This is a genomic window from Nevskia ramosa DSM 11499, from assembly GCF_000420645.1.
In the GTDB taxonomy this organism is placed as follows: Bacteria; Pseudomonadota; Gammaproteobacteria; order Nevskiales; family Nevskiaceae; genus Nevskia; species Nevskia ramosa.
On record NZ_ATVI01000008.1, the window covers coordinates 31613 to 57509 of the forward strand.

22 protein-coding genes are annotated in these 25897 nt (G+C 64.3%); 16 read left to right on the forward strand and 6 right to left on the reverse strand.

Features of this window, described 5'->3' with window-relative positions; translation table 11 throughout:
• Positions 1 to 35: 35 nt before the first annotated feature.
• Complete coding sequence (locus tag G513_RS23040) at positions 36 to 1769, reverse strand: S8 family peptidase (RefSeq protein WP_022977415.1); 1734 nt, start codon at positions 1767 to 1769, stop codon at positions 36 to 38.
• Between the two features lie 177 nt (positions 1770 to 1946).
• On the opposite strand from G513_RS23040, the gene G513_RS0113675 reads away from it, so the two are divergent.
• Positions 1947 to 3758, forward strand: coding sequence for a DUF885 domain-containing protein (locus tag G513_RS0113675; RefSeq protein WP_022977416.1), 1812 nt, complete (start codon positions 1947 to 1949; stop codon positions 3756 to 3758).
• A gap of 86 nt (positions 3759 to 3844) precedes the next feature.
• Positions 3845 to 4126 (forward strand): DUF768 domain-containing protein, encoded by a 282-nt coding sequence (locus tag G513_RS0113680; RefSeq protein WP_022977417.1) that lies wholly within the window; start codon positions 3845 to 3847, stop codon positions 4124 to 4126.
• Positions 4127 to 4194: 68 nt separating this feature from the next.
• Here the strand turns inward: G513_RS0113680 and G513_RS0113685 are convergent, their stop codons facing one another.
• The 3 genes from G513_RS0113685 to G513_RS0113695 all read right to left on the reverse strand — a co-directional run bounded on the left by G513_RS0113685 (position 4195) and on the right by G513_RS0113695 (position 7188).
• Positions 4195 to 5256: an MBL fold metallo-hydrolase gene (locus G513_RS0113685; RefSeq protein ID WP_169560651.1), complete on the reverse strand. Its 1062-nt coding sequence runs from the start codon at positions 5254 to 5256 to the stop codon at positions 4195 to 4197.
• 78 nt (positions 5257 to 5334) lie between these two features.
• The gene (locus G513_RS0113690) at positions 5335 to 6411 is read right to left on the reverse strand and encodes an alkene reductase (protein WP_022977419.1); all 1077 of its coding nucleotides are present in this window, start codon (positions 6409 to 6411) and stop codon (positions 5335 to 5337) included.
• Positions 6412 to 6462: 51 nt separating this feature from the next.
• The gene (locus tag G513_RS0113695) at positions 6463 to 7188 is read right to left on the reverse strand and encodes an SDR family oxidoreductase (RefSeq protein WP_022977420.1); all 726 of its coding nucleotides are present in this window, start codon (positions 7186 to 7188) and stop codon (positions 6463 to 6465) included.
• Positions 7189 to 7394: 206 nt separating this feature from the next.
• Here G513_RS0113695 and G513_RS0113700 point away from each other — a divergent pair, with 206 nt between their 5' ends.
• A complete protein-coding gene (locus G513_RS0113700; RefSeq protein ID WP_028475535.1) occupies positions 7395 to 8003 on the forward strand; it encodes a TetR/AcrR family transcriptional regulator in 609 nt (202 codons plus the stop codon).
• A gap of 9 nt (positions 8004 to 8012) precedes the next feature.
• Here G513_RS0113700 and prpR read toward each other — a convergent pair whose 3' ends face one another.
• Entirely contained in the window at positions 8013 to 9623 is a 1611-nt protein-coding gene (prpR, locus tag G513_RS0113705) for a propionate catabolism operon regulatory protein PrpR (protein WP_022977422.1), read from the reverse strand.
• 269 nt (positions 9624 to 9892) lie between these two features.
• Here prpR and prpB point away from each other — a divergent pair, with 269 nt between their 5' ends.
• The 6 genes from prpB to prpF all read left to right on the forward strand — a co-directional run bounded on the left by prpB (position 9893) and on the right by prpF (position 17101).
• On the forward strand, positions 9893 to 10777 hold the full coding sequence (gene prpB / locus G513_RS0113710; protein WP_022977423.1) for a methylisocitrate lyase: 885 nt from the start codon (positions 9893 to 9895) through the stop codon (positions 10775 to 10777).
• 71 nt (positions 10778 to 10848) lie between these two features.
• On the forward strand, positions 10849 to 12012 hold the full coding sequence (prpC, locus tag G513_RS0113715) for a bifunctional 2-methylcitrate synthase/citrate synthase (RefSeq protein WP_022977424.1): 1164 nt from the start codon (positions 10849 to 10851) through the stop codon (positions 12010 to 12012).
• A gap of 210 nt (positions 12013 to 12222) precedes the next feature.
• On the forward strand, positions 12223 to 14817 hold the full coding sequence (gene acnD, locus G513_RS0113720) for a Fe/S-dependent 2-methylisocitrate dehydratase AcnD (RefSeq protein ID WP_022977425.1): 2595 nt from the start codon (positions 12223 to 12225) through the stop codon (positions 14815 to 14817).
• A gap of 9 nt (positions 14818 to 14826) precedes the next feature.
• The gene (locus G513_RS23045) at positions 14827 to 15396 is read left to right on the forward strand and encodes a 2'-5' RNA ligase family protein (protein ID WP_022977426.1); all 570 of its coding nucleotides are present in this window, start codon (positions 14827 to 14829) and stop codon (positions 15394 to 15396) included.
• Between the two features lie 108 nt (positions 15397 to 15504).
• Positions 15505 to 15870, forward strand: a complete 366-nt coding sequence (locus tag G513_RS0113730) for an endonuclease domain-containing protein (protein ID WP_022977427.1) — start codon at positions 15505 to 15507, stop codon at positions 15868 to 15870.
• Positions 15871 to 15907: 37 nt separating this feature from the next.
• On the forward strand, positions 15908 to 17101 hold the full coding sequence (prpF, locus tag G513_RS0113735) for a 2-methylaconitate cis-trans isomerase PrpF (protein WP_022977428.1): 1194 nt from the start codon (positions 15908 to 15910) through the stop codon (positions 17099 to 17101).
• A 78-nt stretch (positions 17102 to 17179) separates the two neighbouring features.
• On the opposite strand, the gene G513_RS0113740 is transcribed toward prpF, so the two are convergent.
• The gene (locus tag G513_RS0113740) at positions 17180 to 18196 is read right to left on the reverse strand and encodes an acetamidase/formamidase family protein (protein WP_022977429.1); all 1017 of its coding nucleotides are present in this window, start codon (positions 18194 to 18196) and stop codon (positions 17180 to 17182) included.
• A 194-nt stretch (positions 18197 to 18390) separates the two neighbouring features.
• On the opposite strand from G513_RS0113740, the gene G513_RS23050 reads away from it, so the two are divergent.
• The 7 genes from G513_RS23050 to nrdR all read left to right on the forward strand — a co-directional run bounded on the left by G513_RS23050 (position 18391) and on the right by nrdR (position 25897).
• Entirely contained in the window at positions 18391 to 18705 is a 315-nt protein-coding gene (locus G513_RS23050) for an FmdB family zinc ribbon protein (protein ID WP_022977430.1), read from the forward strand.
• Positions 18706 to 18709: 4 nt separating this feature from the next.
• Positions 18710 to 19399 (forward strand): DUF502 domain-containing protein, encoded by a 690-nt coding sequence (locus G513_RS0113750; RefSeq protein WP_211219678.1) that lies wholly within the window; start codon positions 18710 to 18712, stop codon positions 19397 to 19399.
• Positions 19400 to 19448: 49 nt separating this feature from the next.
• Positions 19449 to 21251, forward strand: a complete 1803-nt coding sequence (gene aspS, locus G513_RS0113755) for an aspartate--tRNA ligase (RefSeq protein WP_022977432.1) — start codon at positions 19449 to 19451, stop codon at positions 21249 to 21251.
• Positions 21252 to 21257: 6 nt separating this feature from the next.
• Positions 21258 to 22625 (forward strand): hypothetical protein, encoded by a 1368-nt coding sequence (locus tag G513_RS23055; RefSeq protein WP_022977433.1) that lies wholly within the window; start codon positions 21258 to 21260, stop codon positions 22623 to 22625.
• A 142-nt stretch (positions 22626 to 22767) separates the two neighbouring features.
• Positions 22768 to 23865, forward strand: coding sequence for a quinolinate synthase NadA (nadA, locus tag G513_RS0113765; RefSeq protein WP_022977434.1), 1098 nt, complete (start codon positions 22768 to 22770; stop codon positions 23863 to 23865).
• Between the two features lie 95 nt (positions 23866 to 23960).
• A complete protein-coding gene (gene glyA / locus G513_RS0113770; protein WP_022977435.1) occupies positions 23961 to 25247 on the forward strand; it encodes a serine hydroxymethyltransferase in 1287 nt (428 codons plus the stop codon).
• A 59-nt stretch (positions 25248 to 25306) separates the two neighbouring features.
• A complete protein-coding gene (gene nrdR / locus G513_RS23060; protein WP_022977436.1) occupies positions 25307 to 25897 on the forward strand; it encodes a transcriptional regulator NrdR in 591 nt (196 codons plus the stop codon).

Below are 25897 nucleotides of genomic sequence, written 5' to 3' on the forward strand. Positions count from 1 at the left end.
ACATCTGCGGGGCTTGGTGATCGAACGGCGTGTTGCTACTGCGGACGTCCGCACATCGTGTAGGCACCGGCTGCCGAAGTGGCACGCACGCCCCAGCGATAGGTGCTGCCCGAAGCACCGCTGAAGCTGATGCTCTCGTCCGAGGTGGCGGCTGCATCCGAGCGCGCGACGATCACCCAGGCGCTGCCGCTCTTGCGCTGCAGGTAGAGATCGAAGTTGCTGGCGGCCGGGCCGGTGAGCGTGCCATCGAGCAAGGTCGTCGCCGTCAGCGTGAAGCCAGCCTCGGTGGGATGCGCCGCGAGTGCGCCCTTGGTCGTCAGTTCGCCCGGATAGGCGGTGAAGCCGGTCGGGCAGAGGGGCGGTGGCTCGACGACGATCGTGCCCTGGACGTAGGCAACCGCCGCTGCCGCATCGACGATGCCCGCACCGCAACCAGTGCAGGTGGCCGGGAACGCGCGCGCGGTGGTGGTCAGTGCGGTCCTCACTTCGGCGGGCGTGATCGTCGGCTTGATGCTGTACAGCAGTGCTGCGACACCGGCGACATGCGGCGTCGCCATGCTGGTGCCCTGATAGAGCGCGTAGGCATCTGCGCCCGGGCCCTTGGTGCCGGCGTTCAGAGTCGACAGCACGCCGTTGCCGGCAGCCTTGCTGTCGCCACCTGGCGCGGCGATGGCGACCACGTTGCCGAAGTTGGAATAGCTGGCGCGTCCACCGTTGCGGCCGACGGCGGCGACGGCGATCGCGCCCGGACAGCTGGCCGGGCTGTACTTGCTGGCATCGGCATTGCTGTTGCCGGCGGCGACCACCACGGTGGTGCCTCGGCTGTTGGCGCCCTGAATCGCCAGCTTCGTGGTGTTGTCGCAGGCGCCCGAGCCGCCCAGACTCATGTTGATGACCTGCGCCTTGTTCGGGTTGGCCGGCACGCCGGGCACCGTGCCGCCGGAGGCCCAGATGATGCCGTCGGCGATGTCCGAGGTGTAGCCGCCGCACTTGCCGAGCCCGCGCACCGGCAGCACTTTGGCGCCGTAGGCCACGCCGGAAACGCCGAGGGCGTTGTTGGTCAGTGCCGCGATGGTGCCGGACACGTGGGTGCCGTGCCAGGAACTGGTGGTGGCCAGATTGATGCCGCACTCGAAGTTGCCGACCCAGTCGCCGGGATCGCGGGCGTCGGAATCCCGGAGGTTGCCGTCGTTGGAGATGTCGAGGTCGCTGATCATGTCGTAGCCGCCGATGATGTTGGCGGCGAGATCGGCATGCGGCCGGTAACCGGTATCGATCACCGCGACGATCACGCCGGTACCGGTGGTCACGTCCCAGGCAGCCGGCGCGCGGATGCCGCCGATCGCTTCGTAATAGCCCCATTGCTCGCTGTAGCGTGGATCGTTCGGCGTCAGCGTCGGCTGCAGCAGGCGATCTTCCTCGACGTACTCGACCAGGGCATCGCCCCTGAACTCGGCGATCAGCGCCGCGAGTTCGCTGGCGTCGATCGTGCGACCGATGCGCAGCACATCGGCGTTGGTGCCGGTGGTCCGCAGCCATTGCAGCGCCACGCCACGACGCGCGCCGATGCGGCTCGCCAGCGCAGTGGCCTGCGTCTGGTGCGTGGTAGGCAGCTTCGACGAGTCCTTGAACTTGACGATCAGGCGCTGCGCCGGCCCGTCGGCCGCCTGCGCTGCACCGCTACCGAACAGGATCATGCTGCTGATCAGTGCCGACGCGAGCGATGCGAGACCGATCCGCCGCCCTTTTTTGGTGATGACTGCTTTCATGTGCTTCCCCCAAACCATGTATTCCAGCGATTGAGACCCAACGGGGTCTGACCGGGCAGATGGCAACCGAGATTCGTGCCAACACGGCCCCATACGACTCGATTGCTGCGAAACTCGGTCAAGAGTCGGCGCGGCAGTCCGTGCACGGCAGTGAGTGAAATCAAGGAGCGATGGACCATGAAGAAGTTTTTCAAGATCGTCGGTGCGCTGTTGCTGATCCTGGTGATCGGTGCCGGCGTCTGGATCGTCAATGTCGGTTGGTACAAGCCGTATTCGATCGATCTGTTCTACAACCGCGTGTTCGTGCGCTTCGCGCTGCAGAACCCGGAACTGGTCACCAGCCTGGTGCCGCATCCGCTCGGCATCCGCTATTTCGATCGCCGCCTCGGCGATGTTTCGCCGGCCACGCAGGAGCAGCAGGCGGCCTTCGTCAAGCGCGAACTGGAGACCTTGCACTCCTATGATCGCGCCGCGCTCAACCCGGGCCAGCAGCTGTCGTTCGACATCCTCGACTACTTCCTGAGCACCACGGTCGAAGGCGAGCGCTGGCTGCTCTACAACTATCCGCTGAACCCCACGGCCGGCCTGCAGAGCGAGCTGCCGAGCTTCTTGGCCGGCCAGCATCCGATCGATTCGAAAGCCGATGTCGACAGCTACATGGCGCGCCTGAATCTGTTTGGCCGCTACTACGATCAGGTGCTCGAAGGCCTGAAGCTGAGGGCGGAGAAAGGCATCAAGCCGCCGAAGTTCGTCGTCGATAAAACACTCATCCAGATGCGCGAGTTCATCGCCAGGAAGCCCGAGGAGAACGTGCTGTACGTCGCGTTCGCAGACAAGATCAAGAAGCTCAAGGACATGAGCGATGCCGAGCAGAAGGATGCGCTGATCAAGACGGCGACCATCATCCAGGGCGTGGTCTATCCCGCGTACGGCCGCTTGATCGAGAACTTCGAAGCGCTGGCGACGACGGTCACCGAGAACAACGGCGTCTGGGCGCTGCCGGCCGGTGACGAGTTCTACGCCTGGGCGGTGAAGGACCAGACCACTTCGAACCTGAAGCCTGACGAGATCCACGCGATCGGTCTTGCCGAAGTGACGCGGATCGAAAGCGAAATGAATGCGCTGCTGGTCGCCGAGGGTTATGCCGAAGGCAGCATCGGTGCGCGCATGGTGGCGCTGAGCAAGGAGCCGCGCTTCCTGTATCCGGACACGCCGGAAGGGCGCCAGCAATGCCTCGATGATTTCCAGAAGATCATCAACGAGATCGACACCGGCCTCGCCCCTTACTTCGAAGCACGGCCCAAGCTAGGTGTGGAAGTGAAAGCGGTGCCGGCATTCAAGGAAGCCAATGCACCCGGCGGCTACTACGAACCCGGCGCGCTCGATGGCTCACGCCCCGGTGTGTTCTTCGTCAACCTGCGCAAGCTGGGGGAAATAGAAAAATTCCACATGCGCACGCTGGCCTATCACGAAGCGATTCCCGGCCATCATTTCCAGATCGCGCTCGCCCAGGAACTGAAAGACGTGCCGATCTTTCGCAACGTGCTGCCGTTCAACGCTTATGCCGAAGGCTGGGCGCTGTACAGCGAACGTCTGGCCTGGGAACTCGGCTACGAGAAAGATCCGTTCGACAACCTGGGCCGGCTGCAGGCCGAGTTGTTCCGCGCCGTGCGTCTGGTGGTCGACACCGGCATGCACGCGAAGCGCTGGAGCCGCGAACAGGCGCTGGCCTATCTGATCGACAAGACCGGCATGAACGACACCGAAGCCACCGCCGAGATCGAGCGTTATCTGGTCTGGCCCGGCCAGGCGCTCGGCTACAAGCTCGGCATGCTGAAGATCCTCGAATTGCGCGAGCGCGCCAAGACTCAACTCGGCGACAAATTCGACCTCAAGGAATTCCACAAGGTGGTGCTCGGCAGTGGCTCCTTGCCTTTGCCGGTGCTTGATGAGGTGGTGACGAAGTGGTTGGCGGAGAAGAAGGGCTAAGCTTTTACTGACTCGGACCCAAGCATCGGGCGAGTCACAGTGGGCCGGGAACCCGGCGCCGAACTCGACGCAGGAGATGGGCAATCATGAGCAATCGCTTCCTGAGGTGGGTCCACACATGGATCGAGGACAACATTCCTCCCGGCGCCAATCCCGACCTGGAGAGCTACGAAGCCAAGGCAAAACGGCTGTCGGTGCAACTGTTCGCTGAGGCGGCTGAGGCCGGCTTCACAAGCTTCGAGACCGAGGAAGAACGCGAGCGCGTTCTGCCTCTGGTACTGGAGGCGGCCTCGGACAGTACCGACTTCGACATCGGTGCCTATCATCTCAAGTCGCAGCTTGCGCAGGAGAATGAAGATGGCGACTGAGCCCGGCATGAAGGACGGTTCTTGTGGCGCCTAAGGCCTCAAGTTAAGCCGCCGGCCCCGCTTCAGATTCAGTCTGCGCCTGCCAAGGCCCGTGTCTCGCCAATCTTCATGACCCAGGCTTGCTCCGGCGCATAGCCGGACCGGTCAGCCGCCGCGAGGAAACGCGGCGGCGGATCGAAGGCCGGCTCGGTGGTCAGCGCGACCGTGCCCCAGTGCATCGCCACCAGGCGCTGCGCCTGCATGGCCTTGCCGATACGTACCGCTTCTTCGGGATTGGCGTGCACGGCCTGCATCAGCGGCCGTGGCTCGTAGGCGCCGATCGGCACCAGTGCGGTATCGAACGGGCCGAAGCGTCGTCCTGCGTGCTCGAACACTTCGCCCCAGCCGGTATCGCCGGCGAAGTAGACGCGGTGCTTCTCCGATGCGAGTGCGAAGCCGCACCACAGGGTGCGATTACGATCGAACGGCGTACGCGACGAGAAATGCACGGCCGGAACGGCGGTGACGGTCAGGCCGTTCTCGACGTGCTGATCGCCCCAGTCCAGTTCGTGGACGTTGGTGTAGCCCAGGCTTTCGATCAGCGGCTTCAGGCCGAGCGGAATGACGAAGCAGGCCTCGCTGCTGTGTCGGGCCAGCTTGCGCAGCGCCACGGCATCGAGATGGTCGTAATGGTTGTGCGACAGCAGGATCGCATCGAGCTTCGGCAGGTGTTCAATTGCGATACCGCTGCCGGCAAAGCGCTTTGGCCCGAAGCCCTGCACCGGTGATGCGTGAGCGCTGAGATAGGGATCGGTGAGGATGGTCTTGCCATCGAGCCGGATCAGGAAGCAGGCGTGGCCGAGCCAGGTCAGCGTGTCGCGATCACCGAATGATGCGAGCTGTGCGAGTGCGGCTTTTTCATCGAGCACATGGCCAGCCGGGATTGCCGGCTGACGCAAGCTCTTGGCGCCGAAGCTGATATCGCGGAAGAAGCGCAGCCAGTCCGCGGTGGTGCCGCGGACGCGGGGCGCGCTCGGCGGATTGTGAAAATTGCCCTGCGCATCGCGATGCGCTGGCAGGGCAGGGTCGTGTTGCCGGGTGTCATTCATCAGGCTGGCCTGTGCGGTGTCGCGCAAGCTTGCCTCACGCAAGGACGGAAGACGCGGGGAAAGCTCCGGGGGGAAAGCTTTTCTGTTCGGCGCCTTCGACGTCCTTGCGTGAGCTCGCCTCTACGCTGCCGCTGTTTCCAGCGTCGGGTAATCGGTGTAGCCCTTTTCGTTGCCGCCATACAGCGAGGCCATGTCCAGCGGATTCAGTTCGGCGTGCTGCTTGAAGCGCTCGACCAGATCCGGGTTGGCGATGAACAGCTTGCCGTAGACGATCGCGTCGGCCAGACCGCTGGCGACGGCGGCTTCGCCGGAGGCCTGATCGAAGCCGCCGTTGAGCATCAGCACGCCATCGAAGTTGGCGCGGGCGATGTTGGCGAGTTCGATTTCCGCGGGACGATCATGCTGGTCGTGGCGCAGTTCGAAGAATGCGATCTTGCGGGCCGACATCTGCTGGGCGACGTACTTCACCAGCGCCTTCGGATCGGAGTCGCTCATGTCGTTGAACGCCACCAGCGGCGAGATGCGGATGCTGACGCCGCCGGCGCCGAACACCGAGATCGCGGCGTCGGTCACTTCCAGCAGCAGGCGGGCGCGCTTTTCCAGCGTGCCGCCGTAGCCATCGCTGCGATCGTTCTGGCTGTCACGCAGGAACTGGTCGACCAGATAGCCGTGGGCGCCGTGAATCTGCACACCATCGAAACCGGCGGCCTTGGCGCGCTCGGCAGCCTTGCGGAACAGTTCGACGATGCCGGGCATCTCAGACTCGGCGAGCACGCGCGGTACTTCGTACGGGAGCTTGCCCTTCAAGGTGTGGGTGCTGTCGTTGATCGCCTTGGCGCTGGACGAGATCGGCTGCACGTTGTTGATGCCCGAATGCGCGGCGCGGCCCGGATGCCAGATCTGCATGATGATCCGGCCGCCCTTGGCGTGAACCGCATCGGTGACCAGCTTCCAGCCGGCCACGGTTTCGTCGCTGAAGATGCCGCCTTCGGCGATGAAGGCGCTGGCGTCATCGGCGACCATCGTGCACTCGGTCATGATCAGGCCGGCGCTGGCGCGCTGCGAGTAGTAATCGGCCATCAGCGCATGCGGCACATGCGTGGTGCCGGCGCGGGCGCGGGTCAGCGGCGCCATCACCAGGCGGTTCGGAAGGGTGAGATGGCCGACCTTGATCGGCGTGAGCAGTTGCTGGGTCATGAGTGAAGTCCTGAATTTATCTGAGGGTTGTTCGAGAGCTTTGCAGCGGGGTTACCAGGGCAGCGCCTGGCCCATGTGGAAGTAGCCACCGTTCGGGCCATCGGCTGGCAGCAGTGCCAGCTCGACGCTGGTTTTCGCGCCATCGGGAATCGCCATCGGTGCTTCGGGGCCGCCCATGTCGGTCTGCACGTGGCCGGGATGGGCCGAGTTGACCTTGATGTTGGTGTCGCGCAGTTCATACGCAAGCTGCACGGTCCAGCCGTTCAGCGCGGTCTTCGAAACGTTGTAGGCCGGCACCTTGAAGTCGTAGATCGGCGAGGCGGGATCGCTGTGCAAGGTGTTCGAGCCGAGGATGCTGGACAGGTTGACGATGCGGCCGGCTGCGGACTTGTGCAGCAGCGGCAGGAACGCCTGGGTGACGGCGATCACGCCGAAGACGTTGGTGTCGAAGGTGCTGCGCCAGATGTCCAGGCTCTGCTCGCTGACCTTCTTCTTTCCGTCGTCGTTCATCACGCCGGCGTTGTTGATCAGGATGTCGAGGTGGCCGTGCTTCTTCTGCACGACAGCGACGGCGCTGGCGATGCTGGCGGCGTCGGTGACATCGAGCGCCAGCGCTTCGGTCTTGAAGCCTTCGGCGGCCAGCTTGGCGACGGCGGCATCCGCCTTGTCCTGCGAGCGGGCGGCAACCAGCACCTGCACGCCAGCCTGGGTCAGCTGCTTGGCGGTTTCGTAGCCGATGCCCTTGTTGGCACCGGTGATCAAGGCAATCTTGCTCATCTGTCTCTCCGTAACTGCGGTTCTGCTGGTGCAGCGGCTTGACATCAAGCTGCAACACCGCGAACCTGAGGTTGTTACCGATCGGTAACAGTGGCGGTACGTTACTGATCGGTAACAAGGCTGTCAAGCCGGCCAGGGGTTCGCCCCATTGACGGGGCCGTCACGTGCGAAAATGCGGTCAGGTTGCTGCTGGAGTGGATGCGATGATGAACACCGTGAAGTCCGAAGACCCGACCCTTGCCGAGCAGGCCGGCCGGCCGCGCGTTCGTGATCGCATCTTCGAGACTGCCTGCGAACTGTTCTATCGGCATGGCATTCGCGCGATCGGTGTCGACGCCATCGCCTGCGAAGCCGGCACCAACAAGATGAGCTTCTACCGCAGCTTCGCGAGCAAGGATGAGCTGGTCGCCGAATATCTGCGCTTCAAGGATCGCAACTTCTGGATCTGGTGGGATGGCATCGTGGCGCCCCATCAGGGCCAGCCGCGTGCCCAGGCCGAAGCGCTGTTCGAGGCTCACGTCAACAAGACCTGCTCGAAGGAATCGCGTGGCTGCGGGCTGGCCAATGCGGCGGTCGAGATCGTCGAGGACGAGCATCCCGGCCGCGCCGTGGTCATCGCCCACAAGAGCGAAATCCGCCGCCGCTTCCGGGCGCTGGCGAAAGCCATGCAGGCGCGTGATCCCGAACAGCTCGGCGATGCGCTGATGCTGCTGATGGAAGGCGGCTATCTGGCGCGGCTGACCTTCCCGAAGGGCGGGCCGGTATCCAGCGCGCTGCATGCTGCGCGCGTGCTGATGGATGCGCACGGCGCCTGAAGCGCTTCGTCAGCTGTTGCCGTCTTCCTGCAGCCAGCGCCACAAGGTGCTGCGCGAAACGCCGAGCGCCTTGGCCGCGGCGCCGCGCTGACCGCGATGTCGCTGCAGCAAGGCGCGCAAGGCAGCCGCTTCCGGACGCTTGCGTGATGGGCTGATCGCCTCGCGATCTTTTGCAGGGTCACCATCGATCGCGGCTGCAGGATCGGGCAGCGCCGCCTTGGCAAACAACTCCGGCGCACAACGCAGCAGCAGCGGACGGGTCAGCGCCGACAGCGGTGACTCCGCCAGCCCGAGCACGGCGATGCGTTCAGCGAGGTTGCGCAGCTCGCGGACATTGCCGGGCCAGGTGTGCTGCTGCAGCGCGGCCTGCGCCGGGCCGTCGATCACCATCGCGCCGACACCCACTGCGCGCAGGCAGCTCATCAGCAGCAGCGGGATGTCGTCTGCGTGTTCGCGCAGCGGTGCCAGCGCCAGGCGCAGCACATTGAGCCGGTAATAGAGATCGCGGCGGAAGCAGTTCTCGGCAACCAGCGCGTCAAGTTCCCAGAGCGTGGCGGCGATCACCCGTACGTCCACCGGTGTCGGCCGCACGCTGCCGACCCGCAGCACTTCGCGTTCTTCGAGCACGCGCAGCAACCTGGTCTGCAACGCCAGCGGCATCTCGCCGATCTCGTCGAGAAACAGCGTGCCGCCATTGGCGGCTTCGATCAGGCCGACTCGGCCGCCGCGGCGCGAGCCGGTGAAGGCGCCGTCGGCATAGCCGAACAGTTCCGATTCGAGCAGCGATTCGGCGATCGCGCCGCAGTTCACCGCGATGAACGGCGCGCTGCGTCGCGGGCTGGCGCCATGCAGCGCCTGCGCCACCAGTTCCTTGCCGGTGCCGGTCTCGCCGGTGATCAGCACGGTGCGGTCGCTGGCGCCGTAGAGCCGCACCTGATCGCGCAGCGCGACCATCTTGTCGCTGTTGCCGATCAGGCGCCGCAGGCTGTAGCGCGAGTCCGGCGTGGTCGGTGCGCGACGAACGCCGCTGCGTGCCGCCGACAGCATGCGGGCGAGATCGATGGCCTGCTCGAAGGCGCGGCGGATCGAGTCCGGCGAGTACATCAGGATGCCGATGGCGCCGGCGCGGTCGGCGAGTTCGGAGACGTAACCGGTGCCGACGATGACGCCGCAGCCGAGCGAAACCAGTTCGGCGACCAAGTCGCGCACTTCCTCGGTGTTGCTGTACGAACGCTGTTCGATTGCCAGGCCGAACTCCTGCTTGAAGGCGCTGAACGCGGGCAGGGCGTCGCCGTAGCTTATGATGCCGACCTTGCTCGAATGACGACGCGCGCGGGTCAGCGCCTGCATCAGGTCGAAGCCGTCCGGCCGAACCAGGACGATGGGCTTGTCGATGCGATTGCGCAGGTACTCGCCGTTGGAGCCGGCCGACAGCACGACATCGCAGTCCTCATCTCGCAGCCGTTCGCGGATATGGGTGACCGCCTCTTCGAAGCCGAGGTCGATGGTCTCGATATGGGCGCGGCCGTCGAACTCGGTGGTGACTTCGCGCATCAATCGCGACAGCCGGGTGACGCTGACCGTCCAGATCGCCGGCAGGAAGGATTCGTTGTTCTGCATGTCGCGAATTATGTTCCATTGGACGTTTCAAATGTTTCATGAGACACCGTGTCATGCGGTCGAGACGTGGCGTTCAGTCATCGTCGGTGCTGATGAATATCGAGAATAGATAATCGATTCAGCATGTTGAGAGCGATGAAAAGTTGCCGACGGATCTTCCTCGATGGTGGCACGGCTCTTGAGTAACAGGGCCACCCGTCACCATCGGCGGGTCGCGAAGTCCGGCTCAGGCCGCACCCGTCGCCCGTCCGCCATCTGAGGAGCTGTCCATGACCCATTCCGCCGGAGCCGCATTCCGCGCCGCCCTTGCTGCCGAAAAGCCGCTGCAGGTCATCGGCGCGATCAACGCCAACCACGCGCTGCTGGCCAAGCGCGCCGGTTTCAAGGCGATCTATCTGTCGGGTGGCGGCGTCGCTGCCGGTTCGCTCGGCATGCCGGATCTCGGCATCAACACGATGGACGACGTACTGATCGACACCCGCCGGATCACCGATGTCTGCGACCTGCCGCTGCTGGTCGACATCGACACCGGCTTCGGCGCCAGCGCCTTCAACATCGAGCGCACGGTGAAGGCGCTGATCAAGGCCGGCGCTGCCGCCTGCCATATCGAAGACCAGGTCGGCGCCAAGCGCTGCGGTCATCGTCCGGGCAAGGAAATCGTCTCGAAGGAAGAGATGGCGGACCGCGTCAAGGCCGCTGCCGATGCCAGGACCGATGCCAACTTCTTCATCATCGCCCGCACCGATGCGATCCAGGCCGAAGGTGTCGATGCCGCGATCGAGCGTTCGATCGCCTGCGTCGAAGCCGGTGCCGATGGCATCTTCGCCGAAGCCGCCTACGACCTCGCCACCTACAAGCGCTTCGTCGATGCCGTGAAGGTGCCGGTGCTGGCCAACATCACCGAATTCGGCGCCACGCCCTTGTTCACCCGTGACGAGCTGGCCTCGGTCGGTGTCGCCATCCAGCTCTATCCGCTGTCGGCGTTCCGCGCGGCGAACAAGGCGGCGGAGGCCGTTTACACTGCGGTCCGCCGCGAGGGGCACCAGAAGGACGTCATCGAGCTGATGCAGACGCGTGCCGAGCTGTATGACCGCATCGGCTACCACTCGTTTGAGAACCGGCTCGACGCCCTGTTTGCGGCGAAGAAGAAGTAAGCACTGACGCGTGCTACCCCGCCCCGAAAGCGACCTCGAATAACAACACCCGAACAGTCTCAGGAGACCTCATGAGCGAAACAACCGCTGCCCCCGCGAGCGGCTTCAAGCCGAAGAAGTCCGTTGCCCTCAGTGGCACCACTGCCGGCAACACGGCGCTGTGCACCGTCGGCCGTACCGGCAATGACCTGCACTACCGCGGCTACGACATCCTCGATGTCGCCAACGCCTGCGAATTCGAGGAAATCGCCCATTTGCTGGTGCACGGCAAGCTGCCGACGGCATCCGAACTGAAGGCCTACAAGACCAAGCTGAAGGCGCTGCGCGGCCTGCCGGCTGCGGTCAAGGCTGCGCTCGAAGCGCTGCCGGCGGCGAGCCATCCGATGGACGTGATGCGCACCGGCGTTTCGGTGCTCGGCTGCGTGCTGCCGGAGAAGGACGACCACAATCATCCGGGTGCCCGCGACATCGCCGACAAGCTGATGGCCTCGCTCGGTTCGATGCTGCTGTACTGGTACCACTACAGCCAGAACGGCAACATCATCGACGTGGAGACCGATGACGACTCCATTGGTGGCCACTTCCTTCACTTGCTGCATGGCGAGAAGCCCTGCGATTCCTGGGTCAAGGCGATGCACACCTCGCTGGTGCTGTATGCCGAACACGAGTTCAACGCGTCGACGTTCACTGCTCGCGTGATCGCCGGCACCGGCTCGGACATGCACTCGGCCATCGCCGGCGGCATCGGCGCGCTGCGTGGCCCGAAGCACGGCGGCGCCAATGAAGTGGCGTTCGAGATCCAGAAGCGCTACGACAATCCGGACGAAGCCGAAGCCGACATCAAGGCGAGAGTCGAGAAGAAGGAAGTGGTGATCGGCTTCGGCCACCCGGTGTACACGGTCAGCGATCCGCGCAACAAGGTGATCAAGCAGGTTGCCAAGGATCTGTCGGTGGAAGCGGGCAGCACCAAGATGTTCGACATCGCCGAGCGTCTGGAAACGGTGATGTGGGACATCAAGAAGATGTTCCCGAATCTCGATTGGTTCAGCGCCGTCAGCTACAACATGATGGGCGTGCCGACGGCGATGTTCACGCCGCTGTTCGTCATTGCCCGCACCAGCGGCTGGAGTGCGCACATCATCGAGCAGCGCATCGACGGCAAGATCATTCGTCCGAGCGCGAATTACGTCGGGCCGGAAGATCTGACTTTCGTGCCGCTGAAAGACCGCAAGTGACCTTCGCCTGAAGCGAAGGTCATCCCCGCGAAGGCGGGGATCCAGTTTTCGGTTGCCGGCGGTGCGTGCAAGTCGAAACTGGATTCCCGCCTGCGCGGGAATGACGCCGTTGTAGGGCGGGCAAGCCTCATCTGTCCGCCGCTGCACCCCAGCCAGACCGTTGTCCCGCGTAGGCAGATGAACCTGCCCACCCTACGGATTCCCCGAGCCATGAACACCCAGTATCGCAAGAACCTCCCCGGCACTTCGCTCGACTACTTCGATGCCCGCGCGGCCGTCGATGCCATCAAGCCCGGCGCTTACGCGACGCTGCCGTACACGGCGCGCGTGCATGCCGAGAATCTGGTGCGCAAGGGCGAGCCGGAGAAGCTCACCGCTTATCTGGGCCAGCTGATCGAACGCAAGCGGGATCTGGATTTCCCGTGGTTTCCGGTGCGCGTGGTCTGCCACGACATTCTCGGTCAGACGGCACTCGTCGATCTCGCCGGCCTGCGTGATGCGATTGCCGACATGGGTGGCGATCCGGCGAAGGTCAATCCGGTGGTGCCGGTGCAGCTGATCGTCGACCACTCGCTGGCGGTGGAGCACGGCGGTTTCGAGAAGGATGCGTTCAAGAAGAATCGTGCGATCGAGGATCGCCGCAACGACGATCGATTCCATTTCATCGAATGGACTCGCAAGGCGTTCAAGAACATGGAAGTGATCCCGCCAGGCAACGGGATCATGCATCAGATCAATCTGGAAAGAATGAGCCCGGTGATCTACACGCAGGACGGTCTGGCGTTCCCGGATACCTGCGTCGGCACCGACAGCCACACGCCGCACGTCGATGCGCTGGGCGTCATCGCGATCGGCGTCGGCGGCCTCGAAGCCGAGAACGTCATGCTCGGCCGTGCCTCGTGGATGCGCCTGCCGGACATCACCGGAGTGGAGTTGAGCGGCAAGCCGCATGAAGGCATCACCGCGACCGACGTGGTGCTGGCACTGACCGAGTTCCTGCGCCAGCAGAAAGTCGTCGGCGCCTATCTGGAGTTCTACGGCGAAGGCGCGTCCGCGCTCACGCTCGGTGATCGCGCGACGATTTCCAACATGGCGCCGGAATACGGCGCCACCGCCGCGATGTTCTTCATCGACAAGAACACCATCGACTACTTGAAGCTCACCGGCCGCGCCGACGAGCAGGTCAAGCTGGTGGAGCTGTACGCGAAGCACACAGGCCTGTGGGCCGATGATCTGAAGACCGCCGAATACGAGCGCGTGTTGAAGTTCGATCTGTCGACCGTGGTTCGCAACATGGCCGGCCCGTCGAACCCGCACAAGCGTCTGCCGACTTCGGCACTCGCCGAGCGCGGCATCGCCGCAAAGTGGGAACAAGTGCCGGGCGAGATGCCGGACGGCGCCGTGATCATTGCGGCCATTACGTCATGCACCAATACCTCGAACCCGCGCAACGTCATTGCCGCCGCGCTGCTGGCGCGCAACGCCAATGCCCGTGGTCTGACGCGCAAGCCTTGGGTGAAGTCTTCGCTGGCCCCCGGCTCGAAAGCCGTGCAGCTCTATCTCGAGGAAGCGAACCTGCTGGGTGAGCTTGAAAAGCTCGGTTTCGGCATCGTCGCCTTCGCCTGCACGACCTGCAACGGCATGTCCGGCGCGCTCGATCCGAAGATCCAGAAAGAAGTCATCGACCGCGATCTGTATGCCACCGCCGTGCTGTCCGGCAATCGCAATTTCGATGGCCGCATTCATCCGTATGCGAAGCAGGCCTTCCTCGCCAGCCCGCCGCTGGTCGTTGCCTATGCGATCGCTGGCACCGTGCGCTTCGACATCGAGAAGGACGTGCTCGGCATCGACAAGGATGGCAAGCCGGTCACCCTGAAGGACATCTGGCCGACCGATGCCGAGATCGATTCGGTGGTCGCCAGCTCCGTGAAGCCGGAGCAGTTTCGCAAGGTCTACGACCCGATGTTCACCTTCAAGGTGCTCGGCGACGAGAAGATCAGCCCGCTGTACGACTGGCGGAAGATGAGCACCTACATCCGCCGTCCGCCGTACTGGGAAGGCGCGCTGGCTGGTGCCCGTACGCTCAAGGGCATGCGTGCCCTGGCGGTGCTGCCGGACAACATCACCACCGATCATCTGTCGCCGTCGAACGCGATCATGATGGACAGCGCCGCAGGTGAGTACCTGCACAAGATGGGTCTGCCGGAAGAAGACTTCAATTCCTACGCAACGCATCGCGGCGACCATCTCACCGCGCAGCGCGCGACGTTTGCCAACCCGCAGCTGGTCAACGAAATGGCCGTGGTCGACGGCAAGGTCAAGAAGGGTTCGCTGGCGCGCATCGAGCCGGAAGGCAAGGTCGTGCGCATGTGGGAAGCGATCGAAACCTACATGGAGCGCAAGCAGCCGCTGATCATCGTCGCCGGTGCCGACTATGGTCAGGGCTCCTCGCGTGACTGGGCCGCGAAGGGCGTGCGTCTGGCCGGTGTCGAAGTCATCGCCGCCGAAGGCTTCGAGCGCATCCACCGCACCAATCTGATCGGCATGGGCGTGCTGCCGCTGGAGTTCAAGCCGGGCACCACCCGCCTGACCCTGGGCATTGACGGCACCGAGACCTTCGACGTCACCGGCAAGCTCGCACCGCGCACGACCTTGACCCTGGTCATCACCCGCAAGAACGGCGAGAAGCTCGAAGTGCCGATGACCTGCCGTCTGGATTCGGACGAGGAAGTGCTGGTCTATGAAGCGGGCGGCGTGTTGCAGCGCTTCGCGATGGATTTCCTGGCGCAGACGAAGGCGGCCTGAGACTTCGTCGTGGCCAAGCTGGATCCACTGATCTTCATGGCGCAGCCACAGCTTGCGATTCGTACGCGCATGGAAGCTGCAGTTGCCGCCAATGGTCTTGACGAGCGGCTTGGCTCGGCGCAGTTCGAGTCGGGCAACTGGCATCAGTCTTTCTCCGATCGCCAGGATGACAAGCCGAAGATCCGGGCTGCGATGTTGCGTGCCGGTGCCCGGGTTTCAGCGCCATCGTTCGTGATGACGCTCAATCGCATCAACGGAACCGGCGCCGGGCCAAGGGGCATTCATTGGGCGTTTCGCGCCATGGGCAAACCCAAGGGACTGGAGGCCGTGCTGACCTCGGTGCGAGCAGCATTGCTGGCCGAAGGCATCGATGACGATTCGGGTCACGGCCCGCATCTGACCATCAGCTACAAGGCGCCGTCTCCGCTGCCATCGGTGGCCATTGAACCGATCGAGTGGACAGTCGATGAACTGCTGCTGGTCCGCGGCTGCGGCCAGCCGTATCGGTATGAAGTGGTTGGTCGCTGGCCGCTTGCGGCAGCGCTCGAGCCGCCTCAGCGGCAATTTGGTTTGCTTTAAGGACGTGCAAGTGGAGTTGGACCTTGCGCGTCAGTAACCGGTTCGTCGAATTGGCGGGCACTTAGCCTCTCTCCCCTCGCGGGAGAGGGGTTGGGGAGAGGGGGCGCGATGAACCAGCAACAGTTCGCCAAATATCTACGTCTGAACATGACGGAAGCCGAAAGGCTGTTGTGGAAGCATTTGAGGGCGCATCGCCTGGATGGTCAGAAGTTTCGACGCCAGCAGCCGATCGGGCCTTATGTGGTGGACTTCGTACATCTTGGCGCGAAAGTGATCGTTGAGGCAGATGGAGGCCAGCACAATGAAAGCGAGTCGGACGAAGTGCGCGACACCTGGTTGAGAGGTCAGGGCTTCAAGGTGCTGCGCTTCTGGAATGATCAGATTCTGCAGAGCACGGACAGCGTTTTGGATTTGATTTGGGCGGCGGTATCCCCCTCTCCCCCCGGCCCCTCTCCCGCGAGGGGAGAGGGGTGACTAAAGCAATTAACGATTACAACCGAGCTGACTTCTCATGACTCACGTTCCGCAGATCAAAATCCCCGCCACCTACGTCCGCGGCGGCACCAGCAAAGGCGTGTTCTTCAAGCTCACGGACTTGCCCGAGCGTTGCCAGGTCGCGGGCGAGGCACGCGACAAGCTGCTGCTGCGGGTCATCGGTTCGCCTGATCCCTACGGCGCGCAGATCGACGGCATGGGCGGCGCCACGTCTTCGACCTCGAAGACCGTGATCCTCACCAAGAGCACGAAGGCCGATCACGACGTCGACTACATGTTCGGTCAGGTGTCGATCGACAAGGCCTTCGTCGACTGGTCCGGCAACTGCGGCAATCTGACGGCGGCGGTCGGTTCGTTCGCGATCAGCAACGGCTTGGTCGATGCCGCGCGGATTCCGCAGAACGGCATCTGCACGGTGCGCATCTGGCAGGTGCAGATCCTGAAGACGATCATCGCCCACGTGCCGATCAGCAACGGCGCGGTGCAGGAGACCGGCGATTTCGAGCTCGACGGCGTGACCTTCCCGGCGGCCGAGGTGCAGATCGAGTTCCTCGATCCGGCCGACGACGGCGATGGCGACGGCGGCGGGTCGATGTTCCCGACCGGCAATCTGGTCGACGATCTCGAAGTGCCTGGCATCGGCACCTTGAAGGCGACGATGATCAACGCCGGTATCCCCACTGTGTTCATCAACGCGGCGGAGATCGGCTACACCGGCACCGAGCTGCGCGAAGCGATCAACACCAAGCCGGAAGTGCTCGCGAAGTTCGAGACCATCCGCGCGTACGGCGCGCTGCGCATGGGCCTGATCAAGGATGTGTCCGAAGCGGCCAAGCGCCAGCACACGCCGAAGGTGGCGTTCGTGGCGCCGCCGACCGACTACGTCTCGTCGAGCGGCAAGTCGATCAAGGCCGGCGAGATCGATCTCAACGTCCGCGCGCTGTCGATGGGCAAGCTGCATCACGCGATGATGGGCACGGCGGCGGTGGCGATCGGCACCGCGGCGGCGATTCCCGGCACCCTGGTCAATCTCGCAGCCGGTGGCGGCGCAAGGACGGCGGTGCGCTTTGGTCATCCATCCGGCACCTTGCGGGTGGGTGCGGAAGCGACGCAAGAGAACGGTCAGTGGGTGGTCAAGAAAGCGATCATGTCGCGCTCCGCCCGCGTGCTGATGGAGGGCTGGGTGCGAGTGCCGGGCGACTCGTTCTGAGCCTGCCGAGCCGTTGATGCGCCGAAAGCCCGGATGGCGCGAGTCGTCCGGGCTTTTCTGCTGTCTGCGATACCGCGGCTATTTGCGGAAGATCGATTTCGGCAGCATCGCGTGCACGCCCTTGGTGCCGTCAACCGCCTCGGAGATGATCAGGTCCATCGCCGCGCTGCACAGCATGTAGGCGTCATCCCGCGACAGGCCCTTGGTGGTCGCCAGGAAGTCGACCATGTCACTGGTCGCCAGGCGGGCCGCTTCATCGAGATCGGGATTCAGGCCGATGCTCATGTAGTGGGTCGCGGTTTCCGCGCGTGGACCTTTGAGCGCCTTGTTCTTGTGCAGGATGATCTGCACTTCGCCTTTCAGCGAGGCTTCCACGGCCGACAGGCAGACCTCGCCGTGGCCCTGCACGGCGTGGCCGTCACCGATCGATACCAGCCCGCCCGAGCTCTGTACCGGCAGGAACACGGTGCTGCCGGCACCGAGATCGCGATTGTCGAGATTGCCGCCGAACACATCCGGCGGGCCGCTGGGCACTCTGCCGCGGCTGGCGGCCGGGGCCACCGCGATCACGCCCCAGAACGGCTTGACCGGCACTTCGACGCCCGGCGCGTATTCGACGCTCTGGCGCTTCATGTCGATCCACAGCACGCGGTCTTTCTGGTAATCGAATTCGTCGGGCAGCACGCCGCGCTTGGGGCGAAAGCCCTGGCCGGCGATCGGCAGCCGCACCTCCACCGAACGAATGCGGATTTCCAGCACGTCGCCGGGCTCGGCACCGCGGACCAGGATCGGCCCGTTCAAGGTGTGGTCGCCGCGGCTGGCGCCTTCGACGCCCTCGAAGGCCGCGTACAGCTCTTTCGGAATCTTGTCCTTCGGTACGCCCAGATTCTCGAAGTAGCGCGGATTGCCGCTGGCGGTTTCCAGACGCACGATGTCGCCGGAGTCGATGCTCAGCACCGGCGGCAGCGAGGCATCGAAGAAGCCGCGATGCACGGTCGTCGGCGTCGCCTTCAGGTCGTGCACCGTCGGCGCGGCCTGCGCCGGCGCTGCTGCCTGCAGGAACAGCGCGGCAGGGATTGCCAGGACTGCGAGCATTTTCAAGGTCGTCTCCGGTAGCGTCCAGTGCGGAACGGAACGGCCGCACTGCCCTGTAGACGGCCTCGCCCGTGGATACCCGACCTTGAAGGCCTCTGCGGCGAACGTCGACGGTGGCCCGTTTCTGGCTTGAATTCGGCGCTGGCAGTCCCACCGTGCCATCTCGGAATAGAATCGCGTTTTAGAGGTGAACCATGCCGTTCTACGAATACGCCTGTACCAACTGCGGCAAGCCGACGACGATCCTGCAGAAGCTGTCCGATCCGCCGGCCGTCGATTGCCCGGCTTGCCACACGCCCAGCCTGACCAAGCAGATTTCCGCCGCCGGCTTCCGCCTTAAGGGCGCGGGTTGGTACGAGACCGATTTCAAGTCGGACAACAAGCGCAATCTCGCCGGCGACAGTGCCGAAAGCGCCGTCAAGCCTGACAAGGTTGCCGACAAGCCAGCCGCTGCGCCCGCTGCTGCGGCGCCCGCTGCTCCTCCGGCACCGACCACGCCGGTTGCCTGAGCCGGTGAGCGACCTCGGCGAGCCGCTGCCGGAAGCGTCGCCGCCGCCCGAACCTGCGCCGCGCCTGCTGCGCGTGGTTCTGCGGCAATGGTTCTTCGCCGGGCTGCTGATCTGGGTGCCGTTGGCGGCCACCTTGCTGGTGATCCGCTTCCTGATCGGCCTGCTCGATACCAGCCTGCTGCTGATCCCGCCGTCGCTGCGCCCGGATTTCCCCGGGCTCGGCGTGTTCCTGAGCGTTGGCCTGGTGTTTGGCACCGGCGCGCTGGCGGCGAATTACCTCGGCGGACGGCTGCTGCACTGGGCCGAGGAAATGCTGTTCCGCATTCCGCTGGTGCGGACCCTGTACGGCGGCGTCAAGAAACTCGCCGAGACGTTGTTCTCGCGGGAATCGACGGCGTTCAAGCGCGTGGTGCTGATCGAATGGCCGCGCGCCGGGCTGTGGACGATCGGCTTCCAGGCAGGAGATCCGCTGAAAGTGGTGCGTGAAGCCACCGGCCAGGATCTGATCCCGGTGTTCGTGCCGACCACGCCGAACCCGACCGGCGGTTTCATCATGCAGGTGCCGGCCGCCGAACTGAAATTCCTCGATGTGACGGTCGAGGAAGGCATGCGCTACATCATCTCGCTCGGCGTCGTCGCGCCCGGCACCACGCCGGCCGTTACGCAATCGGGGCTGCCCGTCAGCCCGCGCTGAAGCGCCTGACGTACAATCGCCGCCCTGTTCATATCGTTGTGTGATTTCGATGATGCGTTCCCATTATTGCGGCCAGGTCACTGAAGCGCTGACCGGCCAGACCGTCCAGGTTTGCGGCTGGGTCCAGCGCCGCCGCGACCACGGTGGCGTGATCTTCATCGACCTGCGCGACCGCGAAGGCCTGCTGCAGATCGTCTTCGATCCGGACAACGCCGAAACCTTCGCCGCCGCCGAACGCCTGCGCAGCGAATACGTCGTGCAGATCACCGGCCTGGTTCGCGCCCGTCCGGAAGGCACGGTCAACGCCAATCTGCCGACCGGCCGCATCGAAGTGCTCGGCCGCTCGGTGGAAGTGCTGAACAAGTCGGAAACGCCGCCGTTCCAGCTCGACGATGATTCGGTGGGCGAGGAAACGCGCCTGAAGTATCGCTACATCGATCTGCGCCGGCCGCTGATGCAGAAGAACCTGCGCCTGCGTCACGACGTGATCCGCCGCATCCGCAACAAGATGGACGAGCTCGGCTTCATCGACGTCGAGACGCCGATCCTGACTCGTGCCACGCCGGAAGGCGCGCGCGACTATCTGGTGCCGAGCCGCACGCACGAAGGCAAGTTCTTCGCGCTGCCGCAGTCCCCGCAATTGTTCAAGCAGCTGCTGATGATGGGCGGGCTGGACCGTTACTACCAGATCGCCCGCTGCTTCCGCGACGAGGACTTGCGCGCCGATCGCCAGCCGGAATTCACCCAGCTCGACGTCGAGACCTCGTTCCTGTCGATGGAAGAGATCATGGCGTTGATCGAAACCATGTTCGTCGACCTGTTCCAGTCGGTCATGAATGTCGACCTGGGCAAGCTCCCGCACATGAGCTACGCCGACGCGATGGGCCGCTTCGGCTCGGACAAGCCGGATCTGCGCAACCCGCTGGAACTGGTCGAGATCAAGGATCTCGTCGCCGATTCCGAGTTCAAGGTGTTCGCCGCACCGGCTGCCGACCCGAAGAGCCGCGTGGTGGTCATGCGGGTGCCGGGTGGCGGCAAGATTCCGCGCTCGCAGATCGACGATTACACCAAGATGGTCGGCCAGTACGGCGCCCGCGGCCTGGCCTGGATCAAGGTCAACGAGTGGACCGCGAAGGGCCGTGACGGCCTGCAGTCGCCGATCGTCAAGAACCTGTCCGATGCTGCACTCGCCGGCATCATCAGCCGCAGCGGCGCCGTCGACGGTGATCTGCTGTTCTTCGGTGCCGACAAGTACAAGATCGTCTGCGACGCCATGGGCGCGCTGCGCATCAAGGTGGGCCTCGACCACGGTTTCACCGCGCAGGGCTGGCGCGCGCTTTGGGTGGTCGACTGGCCGATGTTCGACGAGGACGAAGGCCGCTGGGTGGCGCTGCATCATCCGTTCACCGCGCCCAAGGTGTTCGACGTTGCCGACATCGAAGCCAACCCGGGCACCGTGCTGTCGCAGGGCTATGACCTGGTGCTGAACGGCGTGGAAGTGGGCGGCGGTTCGGTCCGTATCCATCGCGCCGATGTGCAGAGCGCGGTGTTCCGCCTGCTCGGCATTTCCGATGAGGAAGCTCGCGAGAAGTTCGGCTTCCTGCTCGATGCGCTGAAGTTCGGCGCGCCGCCGCATGGCGGTATCGCGCTGGGTCTGGACCGTCTGGTGATGCTGATGACCGGCGCCCAGTCGATCCGCGAAGTGATCGCTTTCCCGAAGACCCAGACCGCCCATTGCCCGCTGACCAATGCCCCCGGCACGGTCGACGGCAAGCAGCTGCGCGAACTGTCGATCCGTTCCACTGTCTCTCCGGCAGCGGCTCCGCGTGCCGTTTCCGTTACCGAGGCCTGAGGTCCAATGATCAAGTTTCGCCTGTCGGCTGTGCGTCTTCTGTTGCCGCTGCTGTTTGGAGCGAGCCTGCTCGGTCTGTCGGGCTGCGATCCGATCGGCAGCGGTGCCGGTCCGGTCCGTCTGGTCGTCAATTCGCCGGACGGCACAACCGATGCCGCGGCCGGCCGGGTGTTCCAGTGTCTGCGCACCGGTGTTTCGGCAACCCTGATCTTCGATGACGGTGGTCTCGCCGACTTCACCCAGCGGGTGCGCTGGACCAGCTCGAACCCGGAAGTGCTGCGCATCAGCAATGGCGATGAACCGTTGCCGTCGCCGGCAGTCGGTTTCTACCAGCCGGGTGTGGTGACGCCGGTCGCGCCGGGCACTTCGACGGTCACTGCGACGTTCAGCGGCTTCTCCGACTCGATCGTCATCACCGTCGGCACCCCGAGCGGCTTCTTCGTCCAGGCCAAGAATCCGCAGACCAATATCGCCACCGATATTCCCGGTGGTGCAATGCGCATCGGTCCGAACACGGCCATCGATCTCGACGTCCAGGCGATCCTCGACGGGGCGACAGTCAATGTCGATGCGGCTGCGGCTTGGGCATTCGTGACGCCGAACACCGCGGTTGCGACGATCGATCCAGCCAGTGGCGTGATCGTCGGAGTCGCCGCTGGTGATCCGCTGACCGCCCGCGTCTCGTTCGCGTCCTGCTCGAACACCGTGGACACCGCGATCACCGTGGCGCCGATCACGGCGATCACCATGGTGCCGCCGCCGGCGCTGGCCAGCGATCCCCTGATCGTCGGCAATACCCAGCCGTTCACCGTGCTGGCCGACTTCGGCGACGGTGGACCGCAGCAGGACATCAGCCTTCAGGCGGTGTACACGTCGACGAACACGGCGGTCGCGGCATTCAATCTGGTACCCGGCATCACCAACCTGCTCAGCTCGCTGACGGCGGGATCGACCGATGTCAGTGCCACGTTTACCGTCGGCAAGACGGCCACCGCCGACGGGACGGTGTTCCCGACGCAGGTGGTATCGGTCTCCACGGCGGTCGACGTGCTGAACGGTATCTCGATGGCGCCGGCCGAAGTGACGTTCCCGGCCGGCAGCAACCTGATCACGCCGCTGGTCGTCACCGGTACCTACGCCAGCGGTAAGACGCAGGACGTCACGCGCCGGACCTTGTTCACCTCGGAAAACACGGCCATCGTCAACGTCAGCAACAACACCCAGACCGCCGGCCAGGTGGTTTCCGGTGGTCCGACCGTTGGCACCGCGAAGATCACCGCCTCGGTGGCCAATCCGACCGATACCGCGGGCACGATGCCGTTCACTGCTACCGCATCATTCACGACGACCGCCGCGCCTACACCCGCGCCCTGAAGACGTAGCAGGGACGGTTCCAGGCCGGATGGCACCATCGACGATGGTGCCATCCGGTCGGAGCAGCGCTCGGGCGGGGTAGTTCGACTAAAATGACGCACTGCCGCACAGCGCCGCTGGCGGCGATCGAAGGAGGTCCGGCATGTCAGCCGCTTTGAAGATCGATCAGTTCAACCTGCTGGACGACGAGTCCTGCGATGCCCGCATCGAGGCCGCGAAAGCGATTCTCGGCGATCGTCTGGCCATTCTCGGCCACCATTACCAGCGCGACGAAGTGTTCAAGCACGCCCATTTCTCGGGTGATTCGCTGAAGCTGTCGCAGCTTGCCGCCAAGACCACGGCCGAATACATCGTGTTCTGCGGCGTGCATTTCATGGCCGAAGTCGCCGACATCGTCACCGACGGCCAGCGCAACGTGATCCTTCCCGATCTCGCCGCCGGCTGTTCGATGGCCGACATGGCGAACCTGGTCAAGGTCCGCAAGTGCTGGGAAGAGTTGTCTGCGATCCTCGATCCGGACGAGAAAGTCACGCCGGTCACTTACATCAATTCGGCGGCCGATCTCAAAGCCTTCTGCGGCAACCACGGCGGCATCGTCTGCACGTCGAGCAATGCCCGCGCGGTGCTCGAATGGTCGTTCGGCCGGCGCGAGAAAGTGCTGTTTTTCCCGGACCAGCACCTCGGCCGCAACACCGGCCTGACCATGGGCATCCCGCTCGAGCAGATGGTCACCTGGGACTTCATGAAGCCCCGCGGCGGCCTGACCGACGACGAGATCCGCAACGCCCGGATCATTCTCTGGAAGGGCTTCTGCTCGGTGCACCAGATGTTCCATCCGGCGCAGATCGAGAAATTCCGCCGGGAAGTGCCGAACGGCCACGTCATCAGCCATCCGGAGAATTCCTACGAGGTCTGTCAGGCCTCGGATTTCGTCGGTTCCACCGAATACATCCTGCGCATCGTCCGCGCCGCCGAGCCGGGTTCGCACTGGCTGGTCGGCACCGAACTGAATCTGGTCAACCGTCTCCGCGACGAGATGAAGCCGAAAGGCGTGACCGTGCAGTTCATGTCGCCGATGGTCTGCATGTGCTCGACGATGTTCCGCACCGATCCGCAGCATCTCGCCTGGGTGCTCGACAACCTGGTCGCCGGCCAGGTCGTCAACCGCATCCGGGTGCCGCAGGAGATCGCCGTGCCGGCTCGGCGCGCGCTCGATCTGATGATGGAAGTCGTCGACTGATCTGTCTGGCGATGGCGTGAGGCGTAAAGGCCGAACGCCGTCGCCGTTTTGCCTCGCCCCAATCACGTACTACTCCACGCCTCACTCAGAAGCCCATGTTCACCAACGCTCCGTCACTCGCCCAGTCCGACCCCGAACTCAACGCCGCCCTGGTCGCCGAAGCCGGCCGTCAGGAGGCGCATATCGAGCTGATCGCGTCCGAGAACTACGCCAGCCCGGCCGTGATGGAAGCGCAGGGCGGCCAGCTGACCAACAAGTACGCCGAGGGTTATCCGGGCAAGCGCTATTACGGCGGCTGCGAGTTCGCCGACGTTGCCGAGCAGCTGGCGATTGATCGCGTCAAGCAGCTGTTCAACTGCGATTACGCCAACGTGCAGCCGCATTCCGGCGCACAGGCGAACGCGGCGATCTTCCTGTCGCTGGTCAATCCGGGCGATGTGGTGATGGGCATGAACCTGGCGCAGGGCGGTCATCTGACCCACGGCCATCCGGCGAATTTCTCCGGCAAGCAGTACAAGATCGTGCCCTACGGTCTGGACCCGGAAACCGGCCTGATCAACTACGACGAGATGGAGCGTCTGGCGCTGGAGCACCAGCCGAAGCTGCTGATCGGCGGCTTCTCGGCGTACTCGCGAGTCAAGGACTGGAAGCGGATGCGCGAAATCGCCGACAAGGTCGGCGCCTATTTCTGGGTCGACATGGCGCATGTCGCCGGTCTGGTCGCTGCCGGCGAATACCCGAGCCCGCTGCCGTACGCCCACGTCGTCACCAGCACCACGCACAAGACGCTGCGCGGCCCGCGCGGCGGCATCATCCTCGCGCAGGGGCAGGGCGAGGAACTGTACAAGAAGCTCAATTCGGCGGTGTTCCCCGGCATCCAGGGCGGCCCGCTGATGCACGTCATCGCCGCCAAGGCGGTGGCCTTCCGCGAAGCGCTGCAGCCGTCGTTCAAGGTCTATCAGAAGCAGGTCGTCGCCAATGCCCGCGCGATGGCCAAGGTGTTCCTCGATCGCGGTTACAAGGTGGTGTCGGGCGGTACCGACAACCATCTGTTCCTGCTCGATCTGGTGGCCAAGAACATCACCGGCAAGGACGCCGAAGCTGCGCTCGGCAAGGCGCACATCACCGCCAACAAGAACTCGGTACCGAACGATCCGAAGTCGGCGTTCGTGACCTCGGGCCTGCGCCTCGGCTCGCCGGCCTCGACCACGCGCGGCTTCAGGGAAGCGGAAATGGCCTCGGTCGCCGGCTGGATCGCCGACATCGTCGATGCGATGAGCAGCGGCGGTGACGTCGATGCCACGGTGCTGCGCGTGCGCGGCGAAGTCGAAGCGCTGTGCACGCGCTTCCCGGTCTATCGCGCCCTGAAAAAGGCTGCGTGAGCCGATGAACAGGGCATTGCTGCGCTACCTGTCGTCCTCGAACTGAGGTCGGCGCGCGCGTGCAATGCCCGTTCTGCAAAGCCACCGACACCCGGGTCATCGACTCGCGGCTGTTCGAGGACGGCACCCAGGTTCGCCGCCGCCGCGAGTGCCCGGTCTGCGATGCCCGCTTCACGACCTACGAGCGCGCGCTGCTGCAGATGCCTTACGTGCTCAAGCGTTCGGGCACGCCGGAACCCTTCGACGAGGACAAGCTGCGCCGCGGCATCGAGCACGCGATCTTCAAGCGGCCGGTGCCTCCGGACAAGGTCGATCACGCGATCGAGAACGTGATGCGTCGCTTGCGCGCGGTCAACGAACGCGAAGTGGCATCGATGCGGATCGGCGAATGGGTGATGGACGAATTGCGCGATCTCGACCACGTTGCCTATGTGCGCTTCGCGTCGATCTATCGCTCGTTTCAGGACGTCAACGCCTTCCGCGAAGAGATCAACCGCCTGGAACAGTTGCCGACGCCGGAAGCCCGGCGCAGCCAGTTGCCGCTGATCGCCGCTGAACTGCCCGCCGCGGAAGCGATCGCCGCCGCCACCGCCAAGCGCCTCGCCACCGAACACGAAAAGCCTGCCAGGGCGACCAAGCGGGTCAAGTGA

What these genes read in the sequence shown, in the direction of transcription:
- G513_RS23040 (WP_022977415.1), bottom strand. Translation starts at nt 1,769, where the DNA reads ATGAAAGCAGTCATCACCAAAAAAGGGCGGCGGATCGGTCTCGCATCG.
- G513_RS0113675 (WP_022977416.1), top strand. Translation starts at nt 1,947, where the DNA reads ATGAAGAAGTTTTTCAAGATCGTCGGTGCGCTGTTGCTGATCCTGGTG.
- G513_RS0113680 (WP_022977417.1), top strand. Translation starts at nt 3,845, where the DNA reads ATGAGCAATCGCTTCCTGAGGTGGGTCCACACATGGATCGAGGACAAC.
- G513_RS0113690 (WP_022977419.1), bottom strand. Translation starts at nt 6,411, where the DNA reads ATGACCCAGCAACTGCTCACGCCGATCAAGGTCGGCCATCTCACCCTT.
- G513_RS0113695 (WP_022977420.1), bottom strand. Translation starts at nt 7,188, where the DNA reads ATGAGCAAGATTGCCTTGATCACCGGTGCCAACAAGGGCATCGGCTAC.
- G513_RS0113700 (WP_028475535.1), top strand. Translation starts at nt 7,395, where the DNA reads ATGAACACCGTGAAGTCCGAAGACCCGACCCTTGCCGAGCAGGCCGGC.
- prpR (WP_022977422.1), bottom strand. Translation starts at nt 9,623, where the DNA reads ATGCAGAACAACGAATCCTTCCTGCCGGCGATCTGGACGGTCAGCGTC.
- prpB (WP_022977423.1), top strand. Translation starts at nt 9,893, where the DNA reads ATGACCCATTCCGCCGGAGCCGCATTCCGCGCCGCCCTTGCTGCCGAA.
- prpC (WP_022977424.1), top strand. Translation starts at nt 10,849, where the DNA reads ATGAGCGAAACAACCGCTGCCCCCGCGAGCGGCTTCAAGCCGAAGAAG.
- acnD (WP_022977425.1), top strand. Translation starts at nt 12,223, where the DNA reads ATGAACACCCAGTATCGCAAGAACCTCCCCGGCACTTCGCTCGACTAC.
- G513_RS0113730 (WP_022977427.1), top strand. Translation starts at nt 15,505, where the DNA reads ATGAACCAGCAACAGTTCGCCAAATATCTACGTCTGAACATGACGGAA.
- prpF (WP_022977428.1), top strand. Translation starts at nt 15,908, where the DNA reads ATGACTCACGTTCCGCAGATCAAAATCCCCGCCACCTACGTCCGCGGC.
- G513_RS0113740 (WP_022977429.1), bottom strand. Translation starts at nt 18,196, where the DNA reads ATGCTCGCAGTCCTGGCAATCCCTGCCGCGCTGTTCCTGCAGGCAGCA.
- G513_RS23050 (WP_022977430.1), top strand. Translation starts at nt 18,391, where the DNA reads ATGCCGTTCTACGAATACGCCTGTACCAACTGCGGCAAGCCGACGACG.
- aspS (WP_022977432.1), top strand. Translation starts at nt 19,449, where the DNA reads ATGATGCGTTCCCATTATTGCGGCCAGGTCACTGAAGCGCTGACCGGC.
- G513_RS23055 (WP_022977433.1), top strand. Translation starts at nt 21,258, where the DNA reads ATGATCAAGTTTCGCCTGTCGGCTGTGCGTCTTCTGTTGCCGCTGCTG.
- nadA (WP_022977434.1), top strand. Translation starts at nt 22,768, where the DNA reads ATGTCAGCCGCTTTGAAGATCGATCAGTTCAACCTGCTGGACGACGAG.
- glyA (WP_022977435.1), top strand. Translation starts at nt 23,961, where the DNA reads ATGTTCACCAACGCTCCGTCACTCGCCCAGTCCGACCCCGAACTCAAC.